The 20,417-nt window shown below is 73.9% G+C and carries 17 protein-coding genes; 6 read left to right on the plus strand and 11 right to left on the minus strand.

The genetic code is table 11. The features are described 5' to 3' along the window. Positions 1 to 16 precede the first annotated feature (16 nt). Complete coding sequence (locus AB5J54_RS03805) at positions 17 to 1,003, minus strand: LacI family DNA-binding transcriptional regulator (protein WP_369142442.1); 987 nt, start codon at positions 1,001 to 1,003, stop codon at positions 17 to 19. 206 nt (positions 1,004 to 1,209) lie between these two features. On the opposite strand from AB5J54_RS03805, the gene AB5J54_RS03810 reads away from it, so the two are divergent. After that, the gene (locus AB5J54_RS03810) at positions 1,210 to 1,761 is read left to right on the plus strand and encodes a YdeI family protein (protein WP_369149204.1); all 552 of its coding nucleotides are present in this window, start codon (positions 1,210 to 1,212) and stop codon (positions 1,759 to 1,761) included. Between the two features lie 9 nt (positions 1,762 to 1,770). Here the strand turns inward: AB5J54_RS03810 and AB5J54_RS03815 are convergent, their stop codons facing one another. Further along, entirely contained in the window at positions 1,771 to 2,292 is a 522-nt protein-coding gene (locus tag AB5J54_RS03815) for a GNAT family N-acetyltransferase (RefSeq protein ID WP_369142443.1), read from the minus strand. 241 nt (positions 2,293 to 2,533) lie between these two features. Here AB5J54_RS03815 and AB5J54_RS03820 point away from each other — a divergent pair, with 241 nt between their 5' ends. Beyond that, positions 2,534 to 3,007, plus strand: a complete 474-nt coding sequence (locus AB5J54_RS03820) for an NADPH-dependent F420 reductase (RefSeq protein WP_369142444.1) — start codon at positions 2,534 to 2,536, stop codon at positions 3,005 to 3,007. 90 nt (positions 3,008 to 3,097) lie between these two features. Here the strand turns inward: AB5J54_RS03820 and AB5J54_RS03825 are convergent, their stop codons facing one another. Both AB5J54_RS03825 and AB5J54_RS03830 read right to left on the minus strand, forming a co-directional pair. After that, entirely contained in the window at positions 3,098 to 4,306 is a 1,209-nt protein-coding gene (locus AB5J54_RS03825; RefSeq protein WP_369142445.1) for a pyridoxal-phosphate dependent enzyme, read from the minus strand. Between the two features lie 45 nt (positions 4,307 to 4,351). Next, on the minus strand, positions 4,352 to 6,343 hold the full coding sequence (locus tag AB5J54_RS03830) for a hypothetical protein (protein WP_369142446.1): 1,992 nt from the start codon (positions 6,341 to 6,343) through the stop codon (positions 4,352 to 4,354). A gap of 179 nt (positions 6,344 to 6,522) precedes the next feature. Here AB5J54_RS03830 and AB5J54_RS03835 point away from each other — a divergent pair, with 179 nt between their 5' ends. Then, the gene (locus tag AB5J54_RS03835) at positions 6,523 to 7,998 is read left to right on the plus strand and encodes a PP2C family protein-serine/threonine phosphatase (RefSeq protein WP_369142447.1); all 1,476 of its coding nucleotides are present in this window, start codon (positions 6,523 to 6,525) and stop codon (positions 7,996 to 7,998) included. A 75-nt stretch (positions 7,999 to 8,073) separates the two neighbouring features. On the opposite strand, the gene AB5J54_RS03840 is transcribed toward AB5J54_RS03835, so the two are convergent. Next, a complete protein-coding gene (locus tag AB5J54_RS03840; protein ID WP_369142448.1) occupies positions 8,074 to 9,564 on the minus strand; it encodes a hypothetical protein in 1,491 nt (496 codons plus the stop codon). Between the two features lie 233 nt (positions 9,565 to 9,797). Between AB5J54_RS03840 and AB5J54_RS03845 the strand changes: the two genes are divergently transcribed. The 3 genes from AB5J54_RS03845 (at position 9,798) to AB5J54_RS03855 (ending at position 15,565) form a co-directional block, all read left to right on the plus strand. Beyond that, positions 9,798 to 10,925, plus strand: coding sequence for an aminoglycoside phosphotransferase family protein (locus tag AB5J54_RS03845; protein ID WP_369142449.1), 1,128 nt, complete (start codon positions 9,798 to 9,800; stop codon positions 10,923 to 10,925). A gap of 361 nt (positions 10,926 to 11,286) precedes the next feature. Further along, positions 11,287 to 13,206, plus strand: coding sequence for an N-acetylmuramoyl-L-alanine amidase (locus AB5J54_RS03850; RefSeq protein ID WP_369149206.1), 1,920 nt, complete (start codon positions 11,287 to 11,289; stop codon positions 13,204 to 13,206). 160 nt (positions 13,207 to 13,366) lie between these two features. Continuing rightward, positions 13,367 to 15,565: a germacradienol/geosmin synthase gene (locus AB5J54_RS03855; protein WP_369142450.1), complete on the plus strand. Its 2,199-nt coding sequence runs from the start codon at positions 13,367 to 13,369 to the stop codon at positions 15,563 to 15,565. 52 nt (positions 15,566 to 15,617) lie between these two features. On the opposite strand, the gene AB5J54_RS03860 is transcribed toward AB5J54_RS03855, so the two are convergent. From AB5J54_RS03860 to AB5J54_RS03885, 6 genes are all read right to left on the minus strand, one after another. Beyond that, entirely contained in the window at positions 15,618 to 15,983 is a 366-nt protein-coding gene (locus tag AB5J54_RS03860) for an RNA-binding S4 domain-containing protein (RefSeq protein ID WP_369142451.1), read from the minus strand. A gap of 17 nt (positions 15,984 to 16,000) precedes the next feature. Further along, positions 16,001 to 16,501, minus strand: coding sequence for a hypothetical protein (locus tag AB5J54_RS03865; RefSeq protein WP_369142452.1), 501 nt, complete (start codon positions 16,499 to 16,501; stop codon positions 16,001 to 16,003). Between the two features lie 229 nt (positions 16,502 to 16,730). Further along, positions 16,731 to 17,141: an ACT domain-containing protein gene (locus AB5J54_RS03870; RefSeq protein WP_369142453.1), complete on the minus strand. Its 411-nt coding sequence runs from the start codon at positions 17,139 to 17,141 to the stop codon at positions 16,731 to 16,733. 32 nt (positions 17,142 to 17,173) lie between these two features. After that, entirely contained in the window at positions 17,174 to 18,340 is a 1,167-nt protein-coding gene (locus AB5J54_RS03875; protein ID WP_369142455.1) for a thiolase domain-containing protein, read from the minus strand. Next, positions 18,333 to 19,385, minus strand: coding sequence for a thiolase domain-containing protein (locus AB5J54_RS03880; RefSeq protein ID WP_369142457.1), 1,053 nt, complete (start codon positions 19,383 to 19,385; stop codon positions 18,333 to 18,335). Before AB5J54_RS03880 ends, AB5J54_RS03875 begins: the two co-directional genes overlap by 8 nt. Then, positions 19,382 to 20,341: a Zn-ribbon domain-containing OB-fold protein gene (locus AB5J54_RS03885; RefSeq protein ID WP_369142458.1), complete on the minus strand. Its 960-nt coding sequence runs from the start codon at positions 20,339 to 20,341 to the stop codon at positions 19,382 to 19,384. Before AB5J54_RS03885 ends, AB5J54_RS03880 begins: the two co-directional genes overlap by 4 nt. Positions 20,342 to 20,417: the final 76 nt, after the last annotated feature.

Genomic DNA, 20,417 nt, shown 5'->3' on the forward strand with positions numbered 1-20,417 from the left:
CGGGCCTGATTCGCGGTCAGACCGACGAGCGTTCGAGCAGCGGGCAGTCGACCGTCACCCTCTGGGTGTCGAGCGGCTGCCCCGCTGCGAGAGCGGCGAGCATGTCCACGCCCTTGGCGCCCATGGCCTCGAACGGCAGGGCGAGCGTGGTCAGTTTGGGCCGCAGGTAGGCGGCGATGAGTTCCTGGTTGTCGTAGCCCACCACGGCCACGTCGTCCGGGATCCGCAGCCCACGTTCCTTGATGGCGTCGTACGCGCCCATCGCCATCCGGTCGTTCCCGCAGAAGAGCGCGGTCGGCCGGTCGGCGCGGTCGAGCAGTTCGCAGGCGGCGGTGTAGCCGCCGTCGGCGGTCGCGTGGCCGGAGACGACCAGCGACGGGTCCAGCGGCAGACCGGCCTCGCGCAGCGCCCGCTCGTAGCCCTCGCGGCGGCCGAGGGCGGCGGGGATGTCCGGGTCGAGGTTGATGAACCCGATGCGCTCGTGGCCGGCCTCGACGAGTCGGCGGGCGGCGCGGTGGCCGCCGCCGATCTCGTCCGGGACGACGGAGGGCAGTTCGCCCTCCGCGTCGTAGCAGTTGACGAGGACCGTGGGAACCTCGCGGGCCGCCTTGGGGAGCGTGACCGCCCGGTGCCAGGTCGTGGCGTAGAGCAGTCCCTCGACCCGCTGTTCGAGGAGCTTGTCGAGGGCGGCGGCCTCCTGGGCCCGGTCGCCCTCGCTCGCGGTGATCAGCAGGAACTTCCGGTCGAGCCAGGCACGGTCCTGGGCGCCCTTGATGACGTCGACGGCGAAGGGCGCGGTGACGATCTCGGTGATCAGTCCGTACCACTCGCTGCGCTGGGCGGCGAGGGCACGGGCGCCCGCGTTGGGGCGGTAGCCGAGCTCCTCGATCGCGGCGAGAATGCGCCGCCTGGTCTCGTCCGGGATGGCCGCGCCGGGGCGGTCGTTCAGGACGAAGGAGACGGCCGTGCGCGAGACCCCCGCCCGCCGGGCGACATCACTCATGGTGACGCTGCGAGGACTGCCGGCCGCCATGTCGTCTCCCCTACCCTTGCCGCTTCTCTTGGTTACGCGCTTTAGTAACGCGCGTTAGTACGACGTTGCAGGCAAGTTACGACCGCCTTCCGGCCACTGTCAATATCTTGGCCACCAGGGATGTCCGACGGTGGGGAAGAGGGGTGCCGGTGGAGACGGTCGAGGGGCTCGCGGTCATGGCGTTCAGCGGCGGGGCGGAACTGGAGGCCTGGCTGGAGAAGCACCACGGGGACACCCCCGGCATCTGGCTGCTGCTCGGCAGGAAGGGCTCGGACCTCGCCTCGCCGAGCGCGGACGACATCCTCGACGGCACGCTCGCCTACGGCTGGATCACCGGCAAGCGCATGGCGCGCGACGAGCGGAGCTACCTCCAGAAGATCACCCCACGGCGGCCCCGCAGCCTCTGGTCCCAGGTCAACGTGCGCCAGGTCGAGGCGCTGACCGCCGCCGGACGGATGCGGGAGCCCGGCCTCGCCGAGGTGCGGGCGGCCCGGGCAGACGGCCGGTGGGAGGCCGCGTACCCCTCCCAGAAGGACGCGACCGTGCCGGACGACCTGGCGGCCGCCCTGACGGCGGAGCCGGGCGCGGCGGAGGCCTTCGAGGCGCTCGGCAGGACGGACCGCTACCTGGTGATCCTCAGCCTCTGGCAGGCCCGCACGGCGAAGACGCGGGCGGCACGACTGGAACGGGCGGTGGCGGCACTGGCGGCGGGAGAACGACCGAAGTAGGGCGGGGCGTCATCGGCGCAGGCGGTACAGGACCTGGTGGGCGTCCCATTCGACGAAGGACTCGGCGTGCTCCAGGCCGACGGCCTCCAGGAGCCGGCGGGAGCGGTGGTTCGCCTCCTGGGTGACCGCGACCACGCTCGGCACGGACTCCAGCGCCCGCGCCACGGCCGCGCCGACGGCCTCGCGCGCGTACCCCTGCCCCCAGTGCTCGGGCAGGAACTGGTACGAGACCTCCGTCTCGCCGCCGTGCCCCTCGGCCTCCACCGTGACGAGCCCGAGCACGACCCCGTCCTCGGCCCGGACCACCGCGTGGAAACCGGCCGCCCCGACGATCCGCCGCTGCCGGATCCGGATGACCGTGTCGATCACGGGACCGCCGAGGTGGCGTCGTACCTCCGGGTCGGTCCACAGCCTCGTCACGGCCGGCAGGTCCGCGCTCCGGACGGGCCGCAGCACCAGCCGCTCGGTGAGGAGCGGGCCGGCGGGGAGGGCGGGCGCCGGGGCGGGGACGGGGTGCGGGGAAGCGGTCACACCTCCGATCATCGCAGGCTCGCGTCCTTCCGGAGCCGGGACCGGCGCCGGTCCTAGACCCATCGGCCGAGGGACGTTCGACTTCGCGGCCGAGGCGCGGCCGGTGCGGGCCGGCCACGACGTGGTCATCGGGTCGCGGCGGCCGGGCGACCCGGAGCTTCTGGCAGCGCTGAAGGAGCTCGTCGCGGCGGGATGACGGATCGAGGACTCGGCGGCGGCCGCCGCGCACGCCGAGGTCCTTGTGAACGCCACCCCGGGCACGGCCTCCGTGGCCCTGCTCGGCACGATCGGGGCCCCGGCGCTCGCCGGGAAGGTCCTGCTCGACGTCGCCGTCGGCTTCCTCGCGGACGGCACGCTCTCCCACCCGGTCGTGAGCCTCGGCGAGGAGATCCAGCAGGCGTTCCCGGAGACCCGCGTGGTGAAGACCTTCTCCACGATCGACCGGGGCGTGATGGTCGCGCCGGACTCCCTGGCGGGCCCCAGCACCGTGTTCCTCTCGGGCGAGGACGCGGAGGCCAAGACGACGGTGCGAGGCCTGCTCGCCGATCTGGGCTGGCCCGACGACTCCGTCCTCGACCTCGGCGGCATCGCCACGGCCCGCGGTCAGGAGCACTTCGCGGACCTGTTCGTCGCGATCGCCCGGGCGACGGGGACCTACGAGTTCGGCATCCGGGTGGTACCCCCGGCGGCGGGCCAGGGCGCGCCGGGCGCCTGAACCCCGCCGGGGCCAGGACCGCCGGCCCGCCGCCGTGGACGTCGTCCTCGGCGGCCACCGCCGGGGGATCGTCGGCCCGGGACCGGACGGTCAGCGCGCCTGGGTGTCCCGGGCCGTCAGTGCCGCCTTGATCGGCTCCCAGTCCGAGGCCGTCGGTTCGAAGGACTCCTTCGCCGTGGCGATGTCCTTGTAGCCGCTGGAGGTGACCACGCAGACCACCGGGCCGTCGGCCTCGCGCGGCCCGTGGGCGCGCAGGCCGGCGAGGCCGGCGGCGGATGAGGTCTCGCACCAGATGCCCTGCGCCGCCAACTCATCGCGCGCGACCGCCATCTGATGGTCCGTCACCGTGCGGGCCGCTCCCCCGGTCGTACGGACCGCCAGGACGCCCCGGTAGCTGTTGACCTCGCAGTCGATGGCGTACGCGGTGGTCGGCCCGACGGGGACGCGCGCGACGGGCCGGCCGGTGCGCAGGGCCTCGGTGAGGGCGCCGGCCGCGGCGGGCTCGGCCGCGTAGACACGGGGGACGGAGTCGGTGACGCCGAGCCGCGCCAGCTCCTGGAAGCCCTTGGCCACACCGAACAGCAACTCGCCGTACCCGGTGGGGAGATGCACCTCCGCCGGCGCGCGTCCCAGGTCGAGTGCGAGCTCGTACGCGAGGGTCTTGTACCCCTCGGGTCCGAAGGGGTGCCCGGTGTGGGCGGTGTCCGTGACGCTGCTGACGCTCTGGAAGCCGAGCTCGTCGACGATGCGGCGCATCAGGGGACGCACCGACTCGTACGGGACGGTCAGCACCGTCGCACCGTAGGCCCGGAGGTGGGAGGCGACGGCGGGCGGTGCGTACGGGGAGGTGAACACGGCGCACGGGAGTCCGGCACGGGCCGCGTACGCGGCGGCCGCCGCACCGTGGTTGCCGGACGAGGAGACGACGATGCCCCGCGCCCCCGAGGCGACGGCGGCACTGACGGCGACCCGGTTGAGCCGGTCCTTGTGGCTCCAGGTGGGGTTGCGCGACTCGTCCTTGATCCAGACGCCGTCGGGGAGTTCGACCAGGGGCGTGTTGCCCTCTCCGAGGCCGGGCGCGGCGAGGGGCGGGAGCAGCGGGGCCCACCGCTCCAGGCCGTGGGCGGCCGGGCGCGTGAACAGGTCGGCGGGGACCTGGTCGTAGGCGTAGTCGATGTCGAGGGGGTACGCGACCTCCTCGGTGGACGTGAGGGGGCAGCCCCGGGTGAGCGGCGGCCACAACGGGTGCCGTACGGACGGATCGGCGAGCGAGCGCTGGGCGGTGGCGAGCGACGTCATGCGACGGGCCTTTCGAAAACGGGGACTGCGGACTGTCCGGGCCCTTCAGCCCATGCGGCGGGTGAGGGCCGCCAGCGCGCCGGGCCGACGGCCCGGGACCCGTTGCCGGGTCGCGATCAGGGTGGGGCCGAGGGCCTTGGCCCGGTCGCGGTCGGCGATCTGCTCCCACTGGTGGTGCGCCCGGTCCACCGCCTCTTCGACGTCGGGGTCGTCCGGGCGCTGGCCGAGGCCGAGCCGGGCCTCTGCGGCGGCGAGCCAGAGTTCGCAGCTGCGGGCCGGTTCCCCGGCGAGGCGGGCGAGGTCGGCCCGCACCTCCGTCCAGTGCACGGCCTCGATGGACCGGGGTCCGTGGCGGCGAAGGGCGTCGTGCTCCCAGGCCGCCGCGACCGCCGCCGCCTCCCCGTGCCGCCCGGCCATGGCGGCGGCGAGGATCGTGGGGTGGGGGTCCTCGACGACCACCGGCCTGGCCGCACCGACGGGCCCCGGCGGCGGAGGGGCGACGGGCACGAACCCGGGAGGAAAGGCGGGCAGGGGGGTGGGATGGGTCTTGGGCACGGGCGCCGATACGGGGGCGGGGCGGGCACCGGGCACGGGTGCGGGTCCCGCAGCGGGCGCGGGGCGGATCCCGGACGCGGGTGCGGGTGCGGGTCCGGTCGCGGGTGCGGGTGCGGGTCCGGACGCGGGTGCGGGTCCGGACGCGGGTGCGGGTCCGGACGCGGGTGCGGGTGCGGGTCCGGACGCGGGTGCGGGTCCGGTCGCGCGCTCAGCCGCCCAAGCGGGCGCAGTCGCGGGGCCGGTGGCGGACGCGGACGCCGGAGGAGGAGCCGGTGCGGTACGGGGCGCCGACGGGGGCACCACGGCAGGAGCAGGAGCAGGAGCAGTGCCGGTCGCAGGCACGGCTGCCGAAGCCGGGGCAGGCGTGCTCCCGGTCACGGGCCCCGGCAGGGACCCCGCATCCGGCACGAACGGCGGGACGGGCGCGGGCGCGGGACCAGCCAATGTCCCCGGTGCGGGCCCGGATCCCGGCACCGTCACCGAACCGCCCACAGGCCCCGGCCCCGGCCCAGCCGCCGAACCCGGATGGGGCGCCGGGGCGGGCGCAGGTGCGAGGCCCGTCGTCGAGCCCGCCATCGGACCGGCTCCCGGCGCTGCCGCCGCCCCCCGTGCCGGCGCCAGTTCCGGTGCGTACCCGGGCGTCAGGAACACCGGTTCCGGCGTCGGCGCCACCGTCATCGCCCGGGCCGCGGCCTCCGCGTGCGCGGCGGACGGTGTCAACCGGGCTCCGGAGCGCCAGAGTTCGGCCCAGGCCCGCAGGTACTCGGGCGTCGTGGGCTCGCCCCTGCGCGGGGCCGGCACCACGCGCGCGTAGAGCAGGGGGCCCGGCCCCGGGTGCAGCAGACCGGGCGTGGCGGTGAGGCGCTGCCAGACTTCATGGTCGGCTGCCAGGTCCGCGACGACGGTCGTGGTCCCGGGCTGCCGTACGCCGAGTTCGCCGACGAGCCAGTGCCAGGGCAGTGCCGTGTAGCGGAGGGTCGCCGGGGTGGTGCGGGCGAGCGCGAGATGGGGCAGTTGCTGGCGGCGGTCGAGGTGGAGCTGGCCCGCGAGGCAGACGACCAGGGGGCCGGGGCTCGCGGCCGCCGCGCGGAGCCGGGTGAGGACGGTCTGCGGGTCGAGCGGGTCGGCGAGTTCGACGACCGTGGCGGCCGTGGTGCCGGTGAGGACCCCGGGCGGTACGGCGGCGAGCGCCGGCAGGACGGAGGCGGCGTCCATCGCGCGGCCCCGTCCGGCGGGCGCGGCCGCGAGGAGCACGGCGGTACCCACCGCGGTCGTGGTCGACGCGGCCGAACCGGCCCCGGCACCCACGCCGGTGGCCGCCGCGCCCGAACCCCCGGTCACCGCGCCCGCCGCCCGAGCCCCCGGCTCACGGCTTCCCCGCTCCCCCACGTCCGCCCCCGTACGCATGTCCGACTCGCCCGTCACCACCCCGCTCGTGGCCGTCGTCGCCGCGCCCACCGTGCCGTTTTCGTCGTCGTTCACCACCCCAGCACCGTAACGGGTCGCGCCCTGTCCGATAATCGCCGGGCCTTTGGCATATGCCATAAGCACCACCGGATCGAGTGTTGCCAAATCCCTTACGGGCTCTCCCGGGCTGTGCAACAGTCGTCTACGGGCCACCTTCCACACTTGGCCGCGCCGCGCCTGTATCGGAGTACGACATGCCGTCCCCTCTCTTCGCGGACCGCCCCGCCCAGCCGCCGGAGCCGGGCGCGGTGGACGCGCTGATCTCACAGACCCGCCGCCTGCGCGGCGAGGTGGACGCCGTCCGCCGGGACGCCGTGGCGGACGAGGACGATCCCCAGCAGCGCTGGCAGCGCGCCCTGTGCGACCTCGCGGTCCATCAACTCGACGATCTGGGCGCCCAGTTGGGTCAGCTCCGGGCCGGCGTCCCGGCGAGCGCCGCCCCCGCCGACGAGGCCGAGGACGTCGTCGTCGACACCTCGCTCGCGACCGCCCCTGGCACAGCGTACGGCGTGGCCGCCCCGCCCCGGACCGGCTCGCTGCTCTCCCGGGTCGGCTCCGCCGAGTGGAACCTGCTCACCGACGAGGTCAGCTGGTCGGAGGAGCTGTTCCAGATCTTCGGGCGGTCCCGCGAGAACGGCCCGTTGTCGCTCGACGAGATGCCCACCATGGTCTTCGCCGAGGACCAGCCGGTCCTGCAGTCGATGGTGACGGACTGTCTGATCGACGGGAAGCCGATCGACGGCGAGTTCCGGATCGTGCGGACGGACGGCCGCGTGCGCACGGTGCACATGACCGGCGAGCCCGTCCTCGACACCGACGGCTGCACCGCCTCCATGTGGGCGGTGCTGCGGGACGTCAGCGAACTGCGCCGCAGCGAGCGGGCGGTCCGCGAGAGCCGGGACAGCCTGGAGCGCAGCCGCCACATCGAGATCACCGAGCGGCGGGTCGCCGTGGAGCTTCAGGAGGCGGTCCTCCCGCCCTGGCGCGGCTCCCTCCGCTTCGCCCACGACGGCCCGGCGCCGCTCGACGTGGCCGCGCACTACCTTCCGGCCGCCAGCACCGGCCTGATCGGCGGCGACTGGTACGACGCGCTCGCACTGCCCGACGGGGACGCGCTCCTGACCGTCGGCGATCTGACGGGCCACGGGGTCGCCGCGACCTCCTCCATGGCCATGCTGCTCGGGGCGCTCCGCGGCATGGCCGTCGCCGGCATCCGCCCCGCCGCGCTGATGGGCCACCTCAACCAGCTGCTCGAGACCTCCGTACAGCCCGCGCTCGGCAGCGCGATGTGCTGCAGGTACGACCCGGTGGCCCAGACCCTGGCCTGGGCGCAGGCCGGCCACCCCGCCCCGCTGCTCTTCCGCGACGGGACGGGGCACGCACTCCGGCGGCCCGAGGGCGTCCTGCTCGGGGCGACGACCGGCGCCGTGTACGGCGAGGCCGAGACCCGGCTGCTCCCGGGCGACCTGCTGGTCCTGCACACCGACGGGCTGACCCGCGGCGGTGGCCCGGCCGACGACGACACGGGCGCGCGACGACTGCTCGCCCTCGGCCCCCGGCTCGCGGCGGCACGGGACGCCCAGGACGGCGTGCGCGCGGTGGTGGAGGAGTTCGGCGAGGAGTCACGCGAGGACGACGCCTGCGTGATGGTGGTCCGGGTCACCGGCTGAACGCCGGCGCCGGCCCCCGACCCGCCGACAGGACAAGACCCTCCCGAGCCTCCCGGTCCCGCAGGACCGGGAGGCTCAGGCCTGGCCGGTCCTGGGGCGGTTGACGGGGGACCTGGGGAGGGCCAGCTCGATCTCCTCGCGCAGGTTCTCGATCCTCGAGTACCCCGCGTACTGGCCGGTGAGCCGGTACATCTCCCGCAGCCGGTCCCAGGTCCGGTGGGACGAGGTGTCCCCCATGGACATCAGGGCGAGCCGGGCGTACCGGTCGGCCTGCTCCGGGTCGTCGGCGATGAAGCAGGCCGAGGCCATCGAGATGTGGTCGAAGAGCTTCGACCGGTCGTGCCCGCCGCGCCGCAGTTCGAGCGCCATCTTGGCGTGGCGCTGCGCGGGGACCGCCGCTGCCGGGTCGTGCTCGGCGAGGGTGCGGTAGGCGAGGGCCTGCATGCCGTGCATGTCGGCCTCGTCGAAGTTCTGCATCCAGCTCGGCTTCTCGTCCTGCCGGTCGGACACGAACAGCTCCTCGGCCTCGCCGAGGGTGCGGCGCATCGCCTGGCCCCGGCCCATGGACGCCTGCGCCCAGGCCTCGATGGTGTGGAACATGGCCTGCGTGCGGGGCAGCACCCGCTCGCCCGAGCCCTCCTTGGCGAGCTTCATGAGGTCGAGGGCGTCGTCGGGACGGCCCAGGTGCACCATCTGACGGGCGGCCCGGGACAGCGCCTCGCCGGCCCGGGGCCGGTCGCCGCCCTCGCGGGCCGCGTGGGCGGCGATGACGAAGTACTTCTGCGCCGTCGGTTCGAGACCGACGTCGTGGGACATCCAGCCCGCGAGGACCGCCAGGTTGGCGGCGACGCCCCACAGGCGCCGCTGGAGGTGGTCGGCGTGACGGTAGGCGAGCATGCCGCCCACCTCGTTGAGCTGGCCCACGACCGCCTTGCGCTGGAGTCCGCCACCCCGGGAGGCGTCCCAGGCGCGGAACACCTCCACCGAGTGCTCCAGAGCCTCGATCTCCTCCGACCCGATGGGGGCGGCCTCGTAGCGGTCGAACCCAGCGGGGTCGGCGTGGAGGGGATCGGTGGCCCGCGGGGCGGCGCCCTTGCGTGCGGGGTCGGTCTGCAGCCAGTCGTGCATGGCGTTGCTGAGTACGGAGCCGGCGGCAAGCGCGGCACCCGCGCCCACCAGGCCGCGTCGGTTGAGCATGAGGTCCATTCCCGTGAATTCGGTGAGGACCGCCGCCGTACGATCGGGTGCCCAGGGCAGCCCGTCAGGGTTCTCCGTCTTCCTGACGTCCTGCTTCTTTCCGGCGCGCCCGTGTCGTACGAACCCGAGGTCCTCGATGGTCACGACACGGCCGAGTCGCTCGGTGAACAGTGCTGCCAGCACCCGGGGGACGGGATCGCGCGGGGTCTCGCCCCGGTCGATCCACCGCCGCACCCGCGAGGTGTCGGTCGCCAGCTGGGGGTGGCCCATGGCCGCCGCCTGCCGGTTGACGAGTCTCGCGAGTTCGCCCTTGGACCAGCCGGCCAGGCCGAACAGGTCTGCCAGGCGGGTGTTGGTTTGTCCGGTCACGTCTAAGCCCCCAGGTTCTCGGCTGAGTTGACAGTAGCCCTCTGTCATAGGCCTGGCGACAATTCGCCAGGCTTCGCCAGGGTGCGCGAGATGTTCCGCCACCCGCGCCCGGGTGTCAGGTAGGAACGCGCCACCCCGCCCCGCCGACCGGCCCTCATTCCCCAGGGTGCGGACCGGGGGCGGGCGGGGCGACGCACGCAACTCGTCGGCGCACGAAGGGATCTGTCACCTCCATGTACACAGCATCGTCCTCCGTGTCCGCCCCGCCCCGGCCGCAGCACCGCATCGTCCCGGCCGGTGCCGGACCGTACCTGGCCCCCGCTCCCCAGGCCGTCCGGCCGAGGCGCTGGGCGGGCGGCACCGGTACCCAGCCGGTCAGCGGGAGAATCGATCTGTCCGGCCCCCAGGGGGCGCAGTTGAAGATGGCGATCGCGTCCGTCCACCGGATCTGCCCGGAGTTCAACCCCGTGCAGGTGCTGCGGCGCAGTGGCCGTTCCGTACTGATCGTCGGGACGACCGGGCGGACCACGGCGGTCGCGAAGTGTTTACTGGACCACTCCCCCGCGTGGGTCGAGCGGTTCCGGCACGAAATAGCGTCCTACCGCTCCTTCGTCCGCCACCGTCCGCCGGTGCGGGCGCCGCGGCTGATCGCCGCGGACCCGGAGAACTGCACCCTGGTGATCGAGCGGATGCCCGGGCGGGCGGCGGCGCTGTCCCGCCACCCCGTCGAGGCCCCGCCGCGGGCGGACGTGCGGGCCGCGCTCGGTGCGATCGCCCGGCTCAACGCCTGGCGGCCGCCGGCCGGGACCTTCGACGCCCCGCTCGACTACGGCGCCAGGATCGCCCGCTACCACGAGCTCGGTCTGTTCACGGACCGGGACCGGGACGATCTGCAGAAGCTGCTGCACGGTCTGGCGCAGGCCGGCGGGCGACAGGGCATGGGCCAGTTCTGTCACGGTGACGCCCTGCTCTCCAACATCCTGCTCTCCCCGGCAGGACCGGTCCTCGTCGACTGGGAGCACGCCGGCTGGTACCTGCCCGGCTACGACCTGGCGACCCTGTGGGCGGTGCTCGGTGACGCGCCGCTGGCCCGGCGCCAGATCAGTGGGCTGGCGCAGCAGGCGGGCACGGCCTCGCGGGACGCCTTCCTGGTGAACCTGATGATCGTGCTGACGCGGGAGATCCGTACGTACGAGACGGCGGTGCAACGCACCATGAAGGAGGCTCCGCCGGCCGGTTCCGTGCCGGTGCCGTCGGGGGCGCTCGCGCCCGGCGAGGAACAGCGGCTGCTGCTGAGGCGGCTGCACGACGACTGCGCCATGGCACGGCGGGCCGTGCGCGCGGCGGTCGGGACGCGCTGAAGGGGCGGGTCCGGCCGACCACACGGGGGCGGTGCGCCGTGAGCCCGGTGCCGACACACCGGGACGCGGCGCACCGGCTTGTCCGCGCCCGGGTTTCCCGGAAGCCGCCTCCAATGGTCCACTCCAGTGACGCGTCCCAGGCCCGGGACCCGTCTCCGCGAAACTCCGCCCGATGGCCTCCATTCCCGCCCTGACGTGGGAACTTCCTTTCACGCAGGCGTGATTGACGGAACGTCCGGGAGCCGATACCCCTGTACGGGTCCGGCCCCGCACGCCCCCGTGTCACCCCCTGCCTCTGGAGGCCGCCTTGCTCCGTTCCGTATCGCGCAGACGTCCGTCACCGATCCGTGCGCCGGGGGCGGTGGGCGCGCTGGCGTCCGTCGCCCTGCTGCTTCCGCTGCTGTCCGCCGCCCCGCCCGCCGGCGCCGACGTGCCCGAGGCGGGTGTCCTGCAGGGGCAGTTCGCGCGGGCGGCCGACCGTCAGGGCGTCCCCGAGAGCGTGCTGCTCGCCGTCTCGTACCTGCAGTCGCGGTGGGACGCCCACGGCGGTGCGCCGAGCGTGACCGGCGGCTACGGGCCGATGCACCTCACGGACGCGGTGACCGCGCTCGCCCGGACCGCCCCGCACCACTCGGAGGGCGAGGAGGACGCGCGCGGCGACTCCTCGCGCCCGGCCCGCTTGGGTGCGGAGGTCCCGGTCCCCGCGCCGGAGGAGCTGCCGGAGCGGCTGCGGACCCTGGAGCGGGCGTCGGCGCTGTCCGGGATCCCGGCCGAGGAGCTGCGGACGGTGGCTGCCGCGAACATCGAGGGCGGTGCGGCGCTGCTCGCGGCGGCGCAGCGGGAGGCCGGGCTTCCGGCGAGCGCGGATCCGGCCGACTGGTACGGGGCGGTGGCGCGGTACTCCGGTGCGGACGACGCGGCGACGGCCGCGGCGTACGCGAACGACGTCTTCGACGTGATCAGGACCGGGGAGACGCGGACGACGGACAGCGGGCAGGTGGTGACGCTCCCGGCCGCCCCCGCGGTGGCGCCCGCCACCGGTCAGGTGGACGCGCTGGGGCTGCGCCGGCCCGCCGCCGGTCCGGTGGAGTGCCCGGCCTCGGTGGCCTGCGAGTGGATCCCCGCGCCGTACGAGGAGTTCGGCGACGGCGACTACGGCAACCACGACCTGGCGAACCGGCCCTCCTCCCAGTCGATCGACTACATCGTCATCCACGACACCGAGGCCGACTGGAAGACCACTCTGAAGCTGGTCCAGGATCCGACGTACGTGTCCTGGCAGTACTCGCTGCGCTCCTCCGACGGGCACATCGCCCAGCACCTCTCCCTCAAGGACGTCGGCTGGCACGCGGGGAACTGGTTCGTGAACGCCAAGTCGGTGGGTCTGGAGCACGAGGGCTTCCTCACCTCCCCGGACTCCTGGTACACGGAGGCCATGTACCGGTCGTCGGCGCGCCTGGTGCGGTACCTCGCCGCGCGGTACGACATCCCGGTGGACCGTCAGCACATCCTGGGCCACGACAACGTGCCGGGGACGACGGCGTCCACCATCAAGAACATGCACACGGACCCGGGCCCCTACTGGGACTGGGCGCACTACTTCCGGCTGCTCGGCCGGCCGATCACCCCGAGCGCCGGTCCGCACGCGGGCGTGGTGACGATCCGGCCCGACTACGAGTCCCACCGGCCGGTCTACACGGGCTGTGCGACGGCGGGGCAGGCCTGTGTGCCGCACGGCAGCGGGGCGGTGCGGCTGCACACCGCGCCGAGCGCCGACGCGCCCCTGGTGAAGGACATCGGTCTGCGGCCGGGCGGGCAGGACTCCACGACCGGGGTCAACGACACCGGGGCGCGGGCCTCGACGGGGCAGAGCTTCGCGGTGGCGGAGCGCCGGGGCGACTGGACGGCGATCTGGTACCTGGGGCAGAAGGCGTGGTTCGAGAACCCGGTGAAGGAGCCGACCGCGGTGAACGCGCGGGGTCAGGTCCTGACGCCCCGCGAGGGTCTGGCGGAGGTGCCGGTGTACGGGCGGGCGTACCCGGAGGCCTCGGCCTATCCGGCGGGTGTGCCGGTGCAGTCGGTGTCGCCGCTGCCGTACAAGCTGCTCGCGGGTCAGCGGTACGTGGTGGGTGGCCGCACCCCGGGCGAGTACTACTTCGCGCCGGTGTTCGACCCGAGCGGGCACACGGTCGTCCGGGGCCAGGAGGAGTACTACCAGATCCAGTTCGGCCATCGGGTCGCCTTTGTGAAGGCCGCTGACGTGCGGGTTTCCCAGGGCTGACGGAGGACTGTCCAAAAGGTGGGGGGGTGGTGCCGGACCCGGGGTCCGGCACCACCCCTTCGGCGTTCATCAGACTATTCGGGAGATCGCGTGCGCCGTCCGGGCGACGGGTAAGGCTGGGCCGGTCAAAGGCCCAGCTCACCGGAAGGCCCCCCAGGAAATGGCTCAGCCCTTCGTCATGCCGGATTTCTATGTTCCGTATCCGGCCCGGCTCAATCCCCATGTGGAGGCCGCCCGCACGCACACGCGTGCCTGGGCGCGGGAGATGGGGATGCTGGAGGGCTCGGGCGTCTGGGAGCAGCACGACCTCGATTCCCACGACTACGCGCTGCTCTGCTCGTACACCCACCCCGACTGCGACGAGGAGGCGCTCGACCTCGTCACCGACTGGTACACCTGGGTCTTCTTCTTCGACGACCACTTCCTGGAGGTCTTCAAGCGCACCCAGGACCGGGCCGGCAGCAAGGCCTATCTGGACCGGCTGCCGCTCTTCATGCCGGCGGACCCGGCGGCCGGCATGCCCGAGCCGACCAACCCGGTCGAGGCGGGACTCGCGGACCTCTGGCGGCGGACGGTCCCCTCGATGTCCGAGGGATGGCGGGTGCGGTTCGCGGAGGCGACCGAGCACCTGCTGTACGAGTCCCTGTGGGAGCTCGACAACATCAACGACGGACGGGTCGCCAACCCCCTGGAGTACATCGAGATGCGCCGCAAGGTGGGCGGCGCGCCCTGGTCGGCCGGTCTCGTGGAGTACGCGGCGGGGGCGGAGGTCCCCGCCCGGGTGGCGTACTCCCGGCCGCTGCGGGTGCTCAGGGACGCCTTCTCGGACGCCGTGCACCTGCGCAACGACCTCTTCTCGTACCAGCGCGAGGTGGAGGAGGAGGGCGAGAACAGCAACGGCGTCCTCGTCCTGGAGCGGTTCCTCGGCTGTACGACCCAGGAGGCGGCGAACGCCGTCAACGACCTGCTGACCTCGCGGGTCCAGCAGTTCGAGAACACCGCGCTGACCGAAGTACCGCTGCTCGCCGCCGAGAAGGGCCTCGGCCCGGAGGAGTGCGCGGCCGTCGCGGCCTACGCGAAGGGGCTCCAGGACTGGCAGTCCGGCGGTCACGAGTGGCACATGCGCTCCAGCCGGTACATGAACGAGGGCATGGTCGGCGGCCCTTCGCACCTGGACGGGATCATCGGCACCTCCGCCCTCGACATCCGCACCCTCTTCGGCCGTCCCGCCGCCGCCCGGCACCGCGCGCTCACGCACGTCCCGCACCAGCACGTCGGGCCCTCGCTGCTGCCGGAGTTCGACCTGCCGTACCCGCTGGCGCTCAGCCCGCACCACGCCGAGGCCCGCCGGATCTCCCTGGACTGGGCCGAGTCGATGGGTCTCCTGGACGACATCTGGGACCGGCCGATGGCGGAGGGCTTCGACCTGGCCCTGTGCTCGGCGGGACTCGACCCGGACGCCACCCCGGAGGAGCTGGTCCTCAGCGCCCAGTGGCTGACCTGGGGGACGTACGCGGACGACTACTACCCCCTCGCCTTCGGCCGCTCGCGCAACCTCCCGGGTGCCAAGGAGCAGACCGACCGGTTCAAGTCCTGCATGACCCTGGACGATCCGGCGGCGGGGGCGGCGCTCGCCCGGAACCCCATGGAGCGCTCGCTCGCCGACCTGTGGGCGCGGACCGCCGGCCCCATGGCGCCGGAGGCCCGCGCCCAGCTGCGCGCCGCGATCGACGCCATGCTGGACAGCTGGCTGTGGGAGCTGCACAACCAGGCGCAGCACCGGGTGCCCGACCCGGTGGACTACATCGAGATGCGTCGCAGCACCTTCGGCTCGGAGCTGACCCTGCTGATGTCCAGGCTGCGGCGGACGGAGGTGCTGCCGCCGGAGCTGTACCGCTCGGGGACCGTGCGTGCCCTGGAGAACGCGGTGATGGACTACGGGGCGCTGATCAACGACCTCTTCTCGTACCAGAAGGAGATCGAGGTCGAGGGCGAGGTCCACAACGGGGTCCTGGTGCTGCAGAAGTTCTTCGACTGCGACTACCCGACGGCGGTGGCCATGGTCCACGACCTGATGCGGGGCCGGCTGCGCCAGTACGAGCACCTGAAGCAGCGTGAAGTGCCGCTGCTGTACGAGGACTTCGGCCTCGGCCAGGAGGGCCGGGCAGCCTTCGAGGCGTATCTGCGGGAGCTGGAGGACTGGCTCGCGGGGATCCTCAACTGGCATCGGGGGGTGCGGCGTTACCGCGCCGAGGACGTCCGCGCGGGCAGCGGCACCCCGCTGATCGGCCGGGGGCCGACCGGGCTCGGCACCTCGGCCGCAAGGGTGGCCGAGCTGCTGGGGTCGGCCGCGCGCTGACGTCACGACGACGGCCCCGGAAGCCGCTCCCGGGGCCGTCGTCGACCGAACGTCAGGGGCGCCGGCCGCGCAGTTCGTCGAGCTCGCGGCGTTCGCGCTTGGTGGGGCGTCCCGCGCCCCGGTCGCGCACGGCGGCCACGGCGACGTGCTCGCGGGGCGGCGGGGGCGGGCTGTTGTCCACGTACGCCTCGGCGGCGACCGGCGGGCCGACGCGCTTGATGTGGAGCTCCTTGATCTCGACGATCCGCTCCCGGCCGCCGTGGAAGATCCGGACCTCGTCGCCGGGCTTCACGGCCTGGGCGGGCTTGACCCGCTCGCCGTTGACCTTGACGTGCCCGGCCCGACAGGCGGCCGCGGCCTGTGAGCGGGTCTTGGTCAGACGGACCGCCCAGATCCAGGCGTCGACGCGTGCGCTCATCGGCCCCCGCTCCTCCGTCAGCCCTGCTGGAACAGCTCGGCGGGCAGCGGCTTGAGCAGAGCGTACAGGTCGTCGGTGATCGGCCGGTCCCAACTGGCGATCGTCACGAGGACGTTGTCGCTGCGGTCGAACTGGACGCAGGAGATGCGGCTCTCGGAGAGCTTGAGACGGCGCACGATGAGGAGGTTGTCGCCCTGCATGACGGGCATGTCCTCGGTGTCGAGGACCTCGACCGGCTCGTCGTTCTCCAGGGCGGCGAGGAGCTGCGCCACCTCGAAGGGGATCTGGCCGTCGGCGAGCTCGCGCGCCGGGGAGCCGGCCGGGAGGTTGCCGATGATCATCGCAGGTCCGCGGCCGCCGAACAGGTCGTAGCGGAGGAACACGCCCTGGCAGGAACCGTCGGGGGCGGGCAGCAGACCGGCGCCGAGATTGCCGGGCCAGTCCCCCGGATCCATGGCCAGGACGTCGAAGTCCGGGCCCGCGGGTGTGGCGGCGCTGCGGCGGCGGAGGAAGGACATACGGCCATGGTACGTGCCCCGGCACGTACCGCGACGCGCCGGGGAGCCGCCTCGGGCGAGCCCCGGCCGGCGGCGGCCCGCTCACAGGCGGTGAGCGTCTCCGTACCGGCCGGGCGCCCGGGCGGGGGTGCGGTCGGGGCCCCTGCGCGCGGAGGGGCTCACAGGCCTCGGATGTCACCCGGAGCACCCGGCCGGTCGCGCGGTGCGCACGGCGCTCCCGCCGGGGTCGTCAGTCGACCGGACCGGCCGACCGCTCCGACAGCGCGCTCAGCACGGCCAACGCCTCGCCCGCGCGGTCGTGTTCGACGAAGAGGTGGTCGTGATGGAATCCGGCCACCACGTTGCAGCTCATGCCCGCCGCGGCCAGCTCGGTCGCGACGGCCGCCGTGAGCCCGACGGCGTCGAGCGCGGAGTGCACCCGGAGCGTGATCCGGCCCGCCACGTAGTCGTACGCGAGCCCGGCCGCGTCCGCCTCCTCCTGCCGTACGACGAGGGTGAGGCCCTCGGTCTCGGCGACGGTGACGACGGGGGCGACCCCGGCCGGGGCGGGGCCGTCCACCGTGGTGAAGACGTAGCGGCCGGGGTCGAGTTCCGGGCGCATCCCGGCGAGGAGCCTGGTCAGGTCACGTTCCGCGTTCATGGAGGTCAGGGTAGGCGTCTCCCGGGGCGGGCTCAGCCGGTGGGCGGGGTGTCCCCCACGAGCCACATGGAGAAGAACTGGGCGCCTCCTCCGTATGCGTGTCCGAGCGCCCGGCGGGCGCCCTCGACCTGGTGGGCGCCGGCGTCCCCCCGCACCTGGAGCGCGGCCTCGGCGAAGCGGATCATCCCGGAGGCTCCGATGGGGTTGGTGGAGAGCACCCCGCCCGAGGGGTTCACGGGGAGGTCGCCGTCGAGTTCGGTCACGCCGGCCTCGGTGAGCTTCCAGCCCTCGCCCTCCGCGGCGAAGCCCAGGTTCTCCAGCCACATCGGTTCGTACCAGGAGAACGGCACGTACATCTCGACGGCGTCGATCTCCCGCCGGGGGTCGGTGATGCCGGCCTGCCGGTAGACGTCGGCGGCGCAGTCCCGGCCGGCCCGCGGGGAGACGAAGTCCTTGCCCGCGAAGAGCGTGGGTTCGCTGCGCATGGCCCCGCCGTGCACCCAGGCGGGCGGCCGCGGCGGCCGTTCGGCGCCCGCGCGGTCGGTGAGGATCATGGCGCAGGCGCCGTCCGAGGAGGGGCAGGTCTCGGAGTAGCGGATCGGGTCCCAGAGCATCGGGGAGGCCTGGACCTTCTCCAGGGTGAGGTCGTGCTCGTGGAGGTGGGCGTACGGGTTCTTGAGCGCGTTGCGCCGGTCCTTGTACGCGACGAGGGAGCCGATCGTGTCGGGGGCGCCGGTGCGGCGCATGTACGCGCGCACGTGCGGGGCGAAGAATCCGCCGGCGCCGGCGAGCAGCGGCTGCTGGAAGGGGACGGGCAGGGAGAGGCCCCACATGGCGTTGGACTCGGACTGCTTCTCGAAGGCGAGGGTGAGGACGGTGCGGTGCACGCGCGCGGAGACCAGGTTGGCGGCGACGAGGGCGGTGGAACCGCCGACGGAGCCCGCCGTGTGCACCCGGAGCATGGGTTTGCCGACCGCGCCGAGCGCGTCGGCGAGGTACAGCTCCGGCATCATGACGCCCTCGAAGAAGTCGGGGGCCTTGCCGATGACGACGGCGTCGATGTCCGCCCAGGTCAGCTCGGCGTCGGCCAGGGCGCGGAGGGCGGCCTCGCGGACGAGTCCGGCGATCGAGACGTCCCTGCGGGCGGCGACGTGCTTGGTCTGGCCGATGCCGACGACGGCCACGGGCTCCTTAGGCACGGGGTTCTCCTTCCAGGACGGCGACCAGGTTCTGCTGGAGGCAGGGTCCCGAGGTCGCGTGGGCGAGGGCGCGGTCGGACTCCCCGCGGTGGATGCGGGCGGCGGCCTCGCCGAGCCGGATGAGGCCCGCGGCCATGACGGGATTGGCGGCGAGGGCGCCGCCGGAGGGGTTGATCGTCACGCCGGTGTCGAGCCCGAGGGCCTTCTTCAGGACGACTTCCTGGGAGGTGAAGGGCGCGTGGATCTCGGCGGTGTCGACGGGCCGCTCGAAGGCTCCGGCGCGTTCGGCGGCGAGGCGGGTGGACGGCGAGTCGGTGAGGTCGCGGACGCCGAGGGAGTGGGCCTCGATCCGGTGGTCCATGCCCCGGATCCAGGCGGGGCGCTCGCACAGCTCGCGGGCCCGGTCGCCGACGGCGAGGATGACGGCGGCGGCGCCGTCGCCGATGGGCGGGCAGTCGCCGGTGCGCAGGGGCTGGACGGCGTATGCGCCCTGGGGGCGGGCGCCCGGCAGCTGGGCGTGGGGGTTCGTGCGCGCGTCCTCGCGGCTGCGGGCGGCGATCGCGGCGAGGGCGGGTTCGTCGGTGTCGCCGGCGTCGACGAGGGCCTGGGCCTGGAGGGCGGCGAGGGCGACGGAGTCGGGCCAGAGCGGGGCGAGGTAGTACGGGTCGAGCTGGCGGGTGAGGACGTCGCGGACGGAACCCGGCGAGGACTTGCCGTACGAGTAGACGAGCGCCGTGTCGGCCTCTCCGGTGAGGAGCTTCACCCAGGCCTCGTAGAGCGCCCAGGCGCCGTCCGTCTCGACGTGGGACTCGGAGATCGGCGGCCAGGCGCCGACGCCGTCGAGTGCCATGGTGAAGGAGAAGGCGCGTCCGGCGAGGTAATCGGAGGAGCCGGAGCAGGTGAAGCCGATGTCGGAGGCCTTCAGGCCGGTCTGCCGCTGTACGTCGTGCAGGACGGGCATCACCATCTCGACCTCGGAGAGGTCGTCGGTGTGCCGCCGGTGGTCGCTCTGGGCGAAGGCGACGATCGCCACGTCCCGGCTCATAGCAGCTCCTTGTACGTGTCGTAGTCGGCGTCGGGCTCACCGGTGGGCCGGTAGTGGTCGGGGTAGCGGCCGTCCTCGCTCCACACGGGTTCGACGCGCAGGCCCATGCGGACCTGGTCGTAGGGGATGCCGGCGATGCGGCCGTGGAGGGCGAGCCCGGCGCCGTCGAGGGCGATGTGGGCGTAGACGTACGGGACCTCGATGTCGAGGTTCTTCGCTTTGATGTTGACGATGCAGAACGTGGTGACGGTGCCGCGGGGCCCGACCTCGACCCGGTCGGTGGTGGCCACGCCGCAGGTGGGGCAGGCGCCGCGCGGTGGCACGTACACCTTGGCGCAGGAGGGGCAGCGTTCGCCGACGGTGCGGCGCTCGGCGAGCCCCTGCAGATAGCGGGTCTGGGCGCGTCCGGGGCTGTACGTGTAGTCGAGGCGGGCGGGGGCGACGATGCCGGTCACCGGGTCCTCGAACCGGCCGTCGTGGGCCGTGGTTTCGTTCCCCGCGGTGCTCTCGTACGGCTCGAAGCAGGCGATGTCCGTGATGGCGCCAGCCCGTTCGGCGGCCCAGCGGATCCGCACCCGCAGGCCGGTGCGGACGGCGTCGGGGCCGGGGGCGTCGAGGGCGTGGAGGAGGGCGGTGTCGGCGCCGTCGAGGCGGACCAGGACCCAGGCGAAGGGGGTCGAGAGGGGCTGCCCGGGGCGGGGCTCGGGGTTCCAGGCCCAGGTGGTGACGGTGCCGGTGGCGGCCACCTCGACGAGCTCGCGGAGCTCGGCGGCGGTGGCGGGGTCGTACTCGACGGGCGGGACGAGCACCGCACCCGCCTCGGTGCGCACGCCGAGGACGGTGCGCTCGCGGAGTCCGGTGAGGAAGGCGGACTGGACCGGGCCGAGGGAGCGGGTGAAGGGGAACTCGACGACGAGGGGGGCGCGGAGGGCTTCCGGCGGTTCGGTGACGGTCATGCGGGGCTCCTTGGTGGGGTGGGCGGGGGTCGGGTGGGGGGGCGGGGCGGCTGGGCGGGGCGTCACCCCGGCCCCT

The organism is Streptomyces sp. R44, from assembly GCF_041053105.1.
Taxonomy (GTDB): domain Bacteria; phylum Actinomycetota; class Actinomycetes; order Streptomycetales; family Streptomycetaceae; genus Streptomyces.

Bases quoted from the DNA above. Each gene is read 5' to 3' on its own strand.
- AB5J54_RS03870 (WP_369142453.1), bottom strand. From the start codon at position 17,141: ATGAACGCGGAACGTGACCTGACCAGGCTCCTCGCCGGGATGCGCCCG.
- AB5J54_RS03880 (WP_369142457.1), bottom strand. From the start codon at position 19,385: ATGAGCCGGGACGTGGCGATCGTCGCCTTCGCCCAGAGCGACCACCGG.
- AB5J54_RS03805 (WP_369142442.1), bottom strand. From the start codon at position 1,003: ATGAGTGATGTCGCCCGGCGGGCGGGGGTCTCGCGCACGGCCGTCTCC.
- AB5J54_RS03825 (WP_369142445.1), bottom strand. From the start codon at position 4,306: ATGACGTCGCTCGCCACCGCCCAGCGCTCGCTCGCCGATCCGTCCGTA.
- AB5J54_RS03885 (WP_369142458.1), bottom strand. From the start codon at position 20,341: ATGACCGTCACCGAACCGCCGGAAGCCCTCCGCGCCCCCCTCGTCGTC.
- AB5J54_RS03865 (WP_369142452.1), bottom strand. From the start codon at position 16,501: ATGTCCTTCCTCCGCCGCCGCAGCGCCGCCACACCCGCGGGCCCGGAC.
- AB5J54_RS03855 (WP_369142450.1), top strand. From the start codon at position 13,367: ATGGCTCAGCCCTTCGTCATGCCGGATTTCTATGTTCCGTATCCGGCC.
- AB5J54_RS03835 (WP_369142447.1), top strand. From the start codon at position 6,523: ATGCCGTCCCCTCTCTTCGCGGACCGCCCCGCCCAGCCGCCGGAGCCG.
- AB5J54_RS03860 (WP_369142451.1), bottom strand. From the start codon at position 15,983: ATGAGCGCACGCGTCGACGCCTGGATCTGGGCGGTCCGTCTGACCAAG.
- AB5J54_RS03845 (WP_369142449.1), top strand. From the start codon at position 9,798: ATGTACACAGCATCGTCCTCCGTGTCCGCCCCGCCCCGGCCGCAGCAC.
- AB5J54_RS03810 (WP_369149204.1), top strand. From the start codon at position 1,210: ATGGCGTTCAGCGGCGGGGCGGAACTGGAGGCCTGGCTGGAGAAGCAC.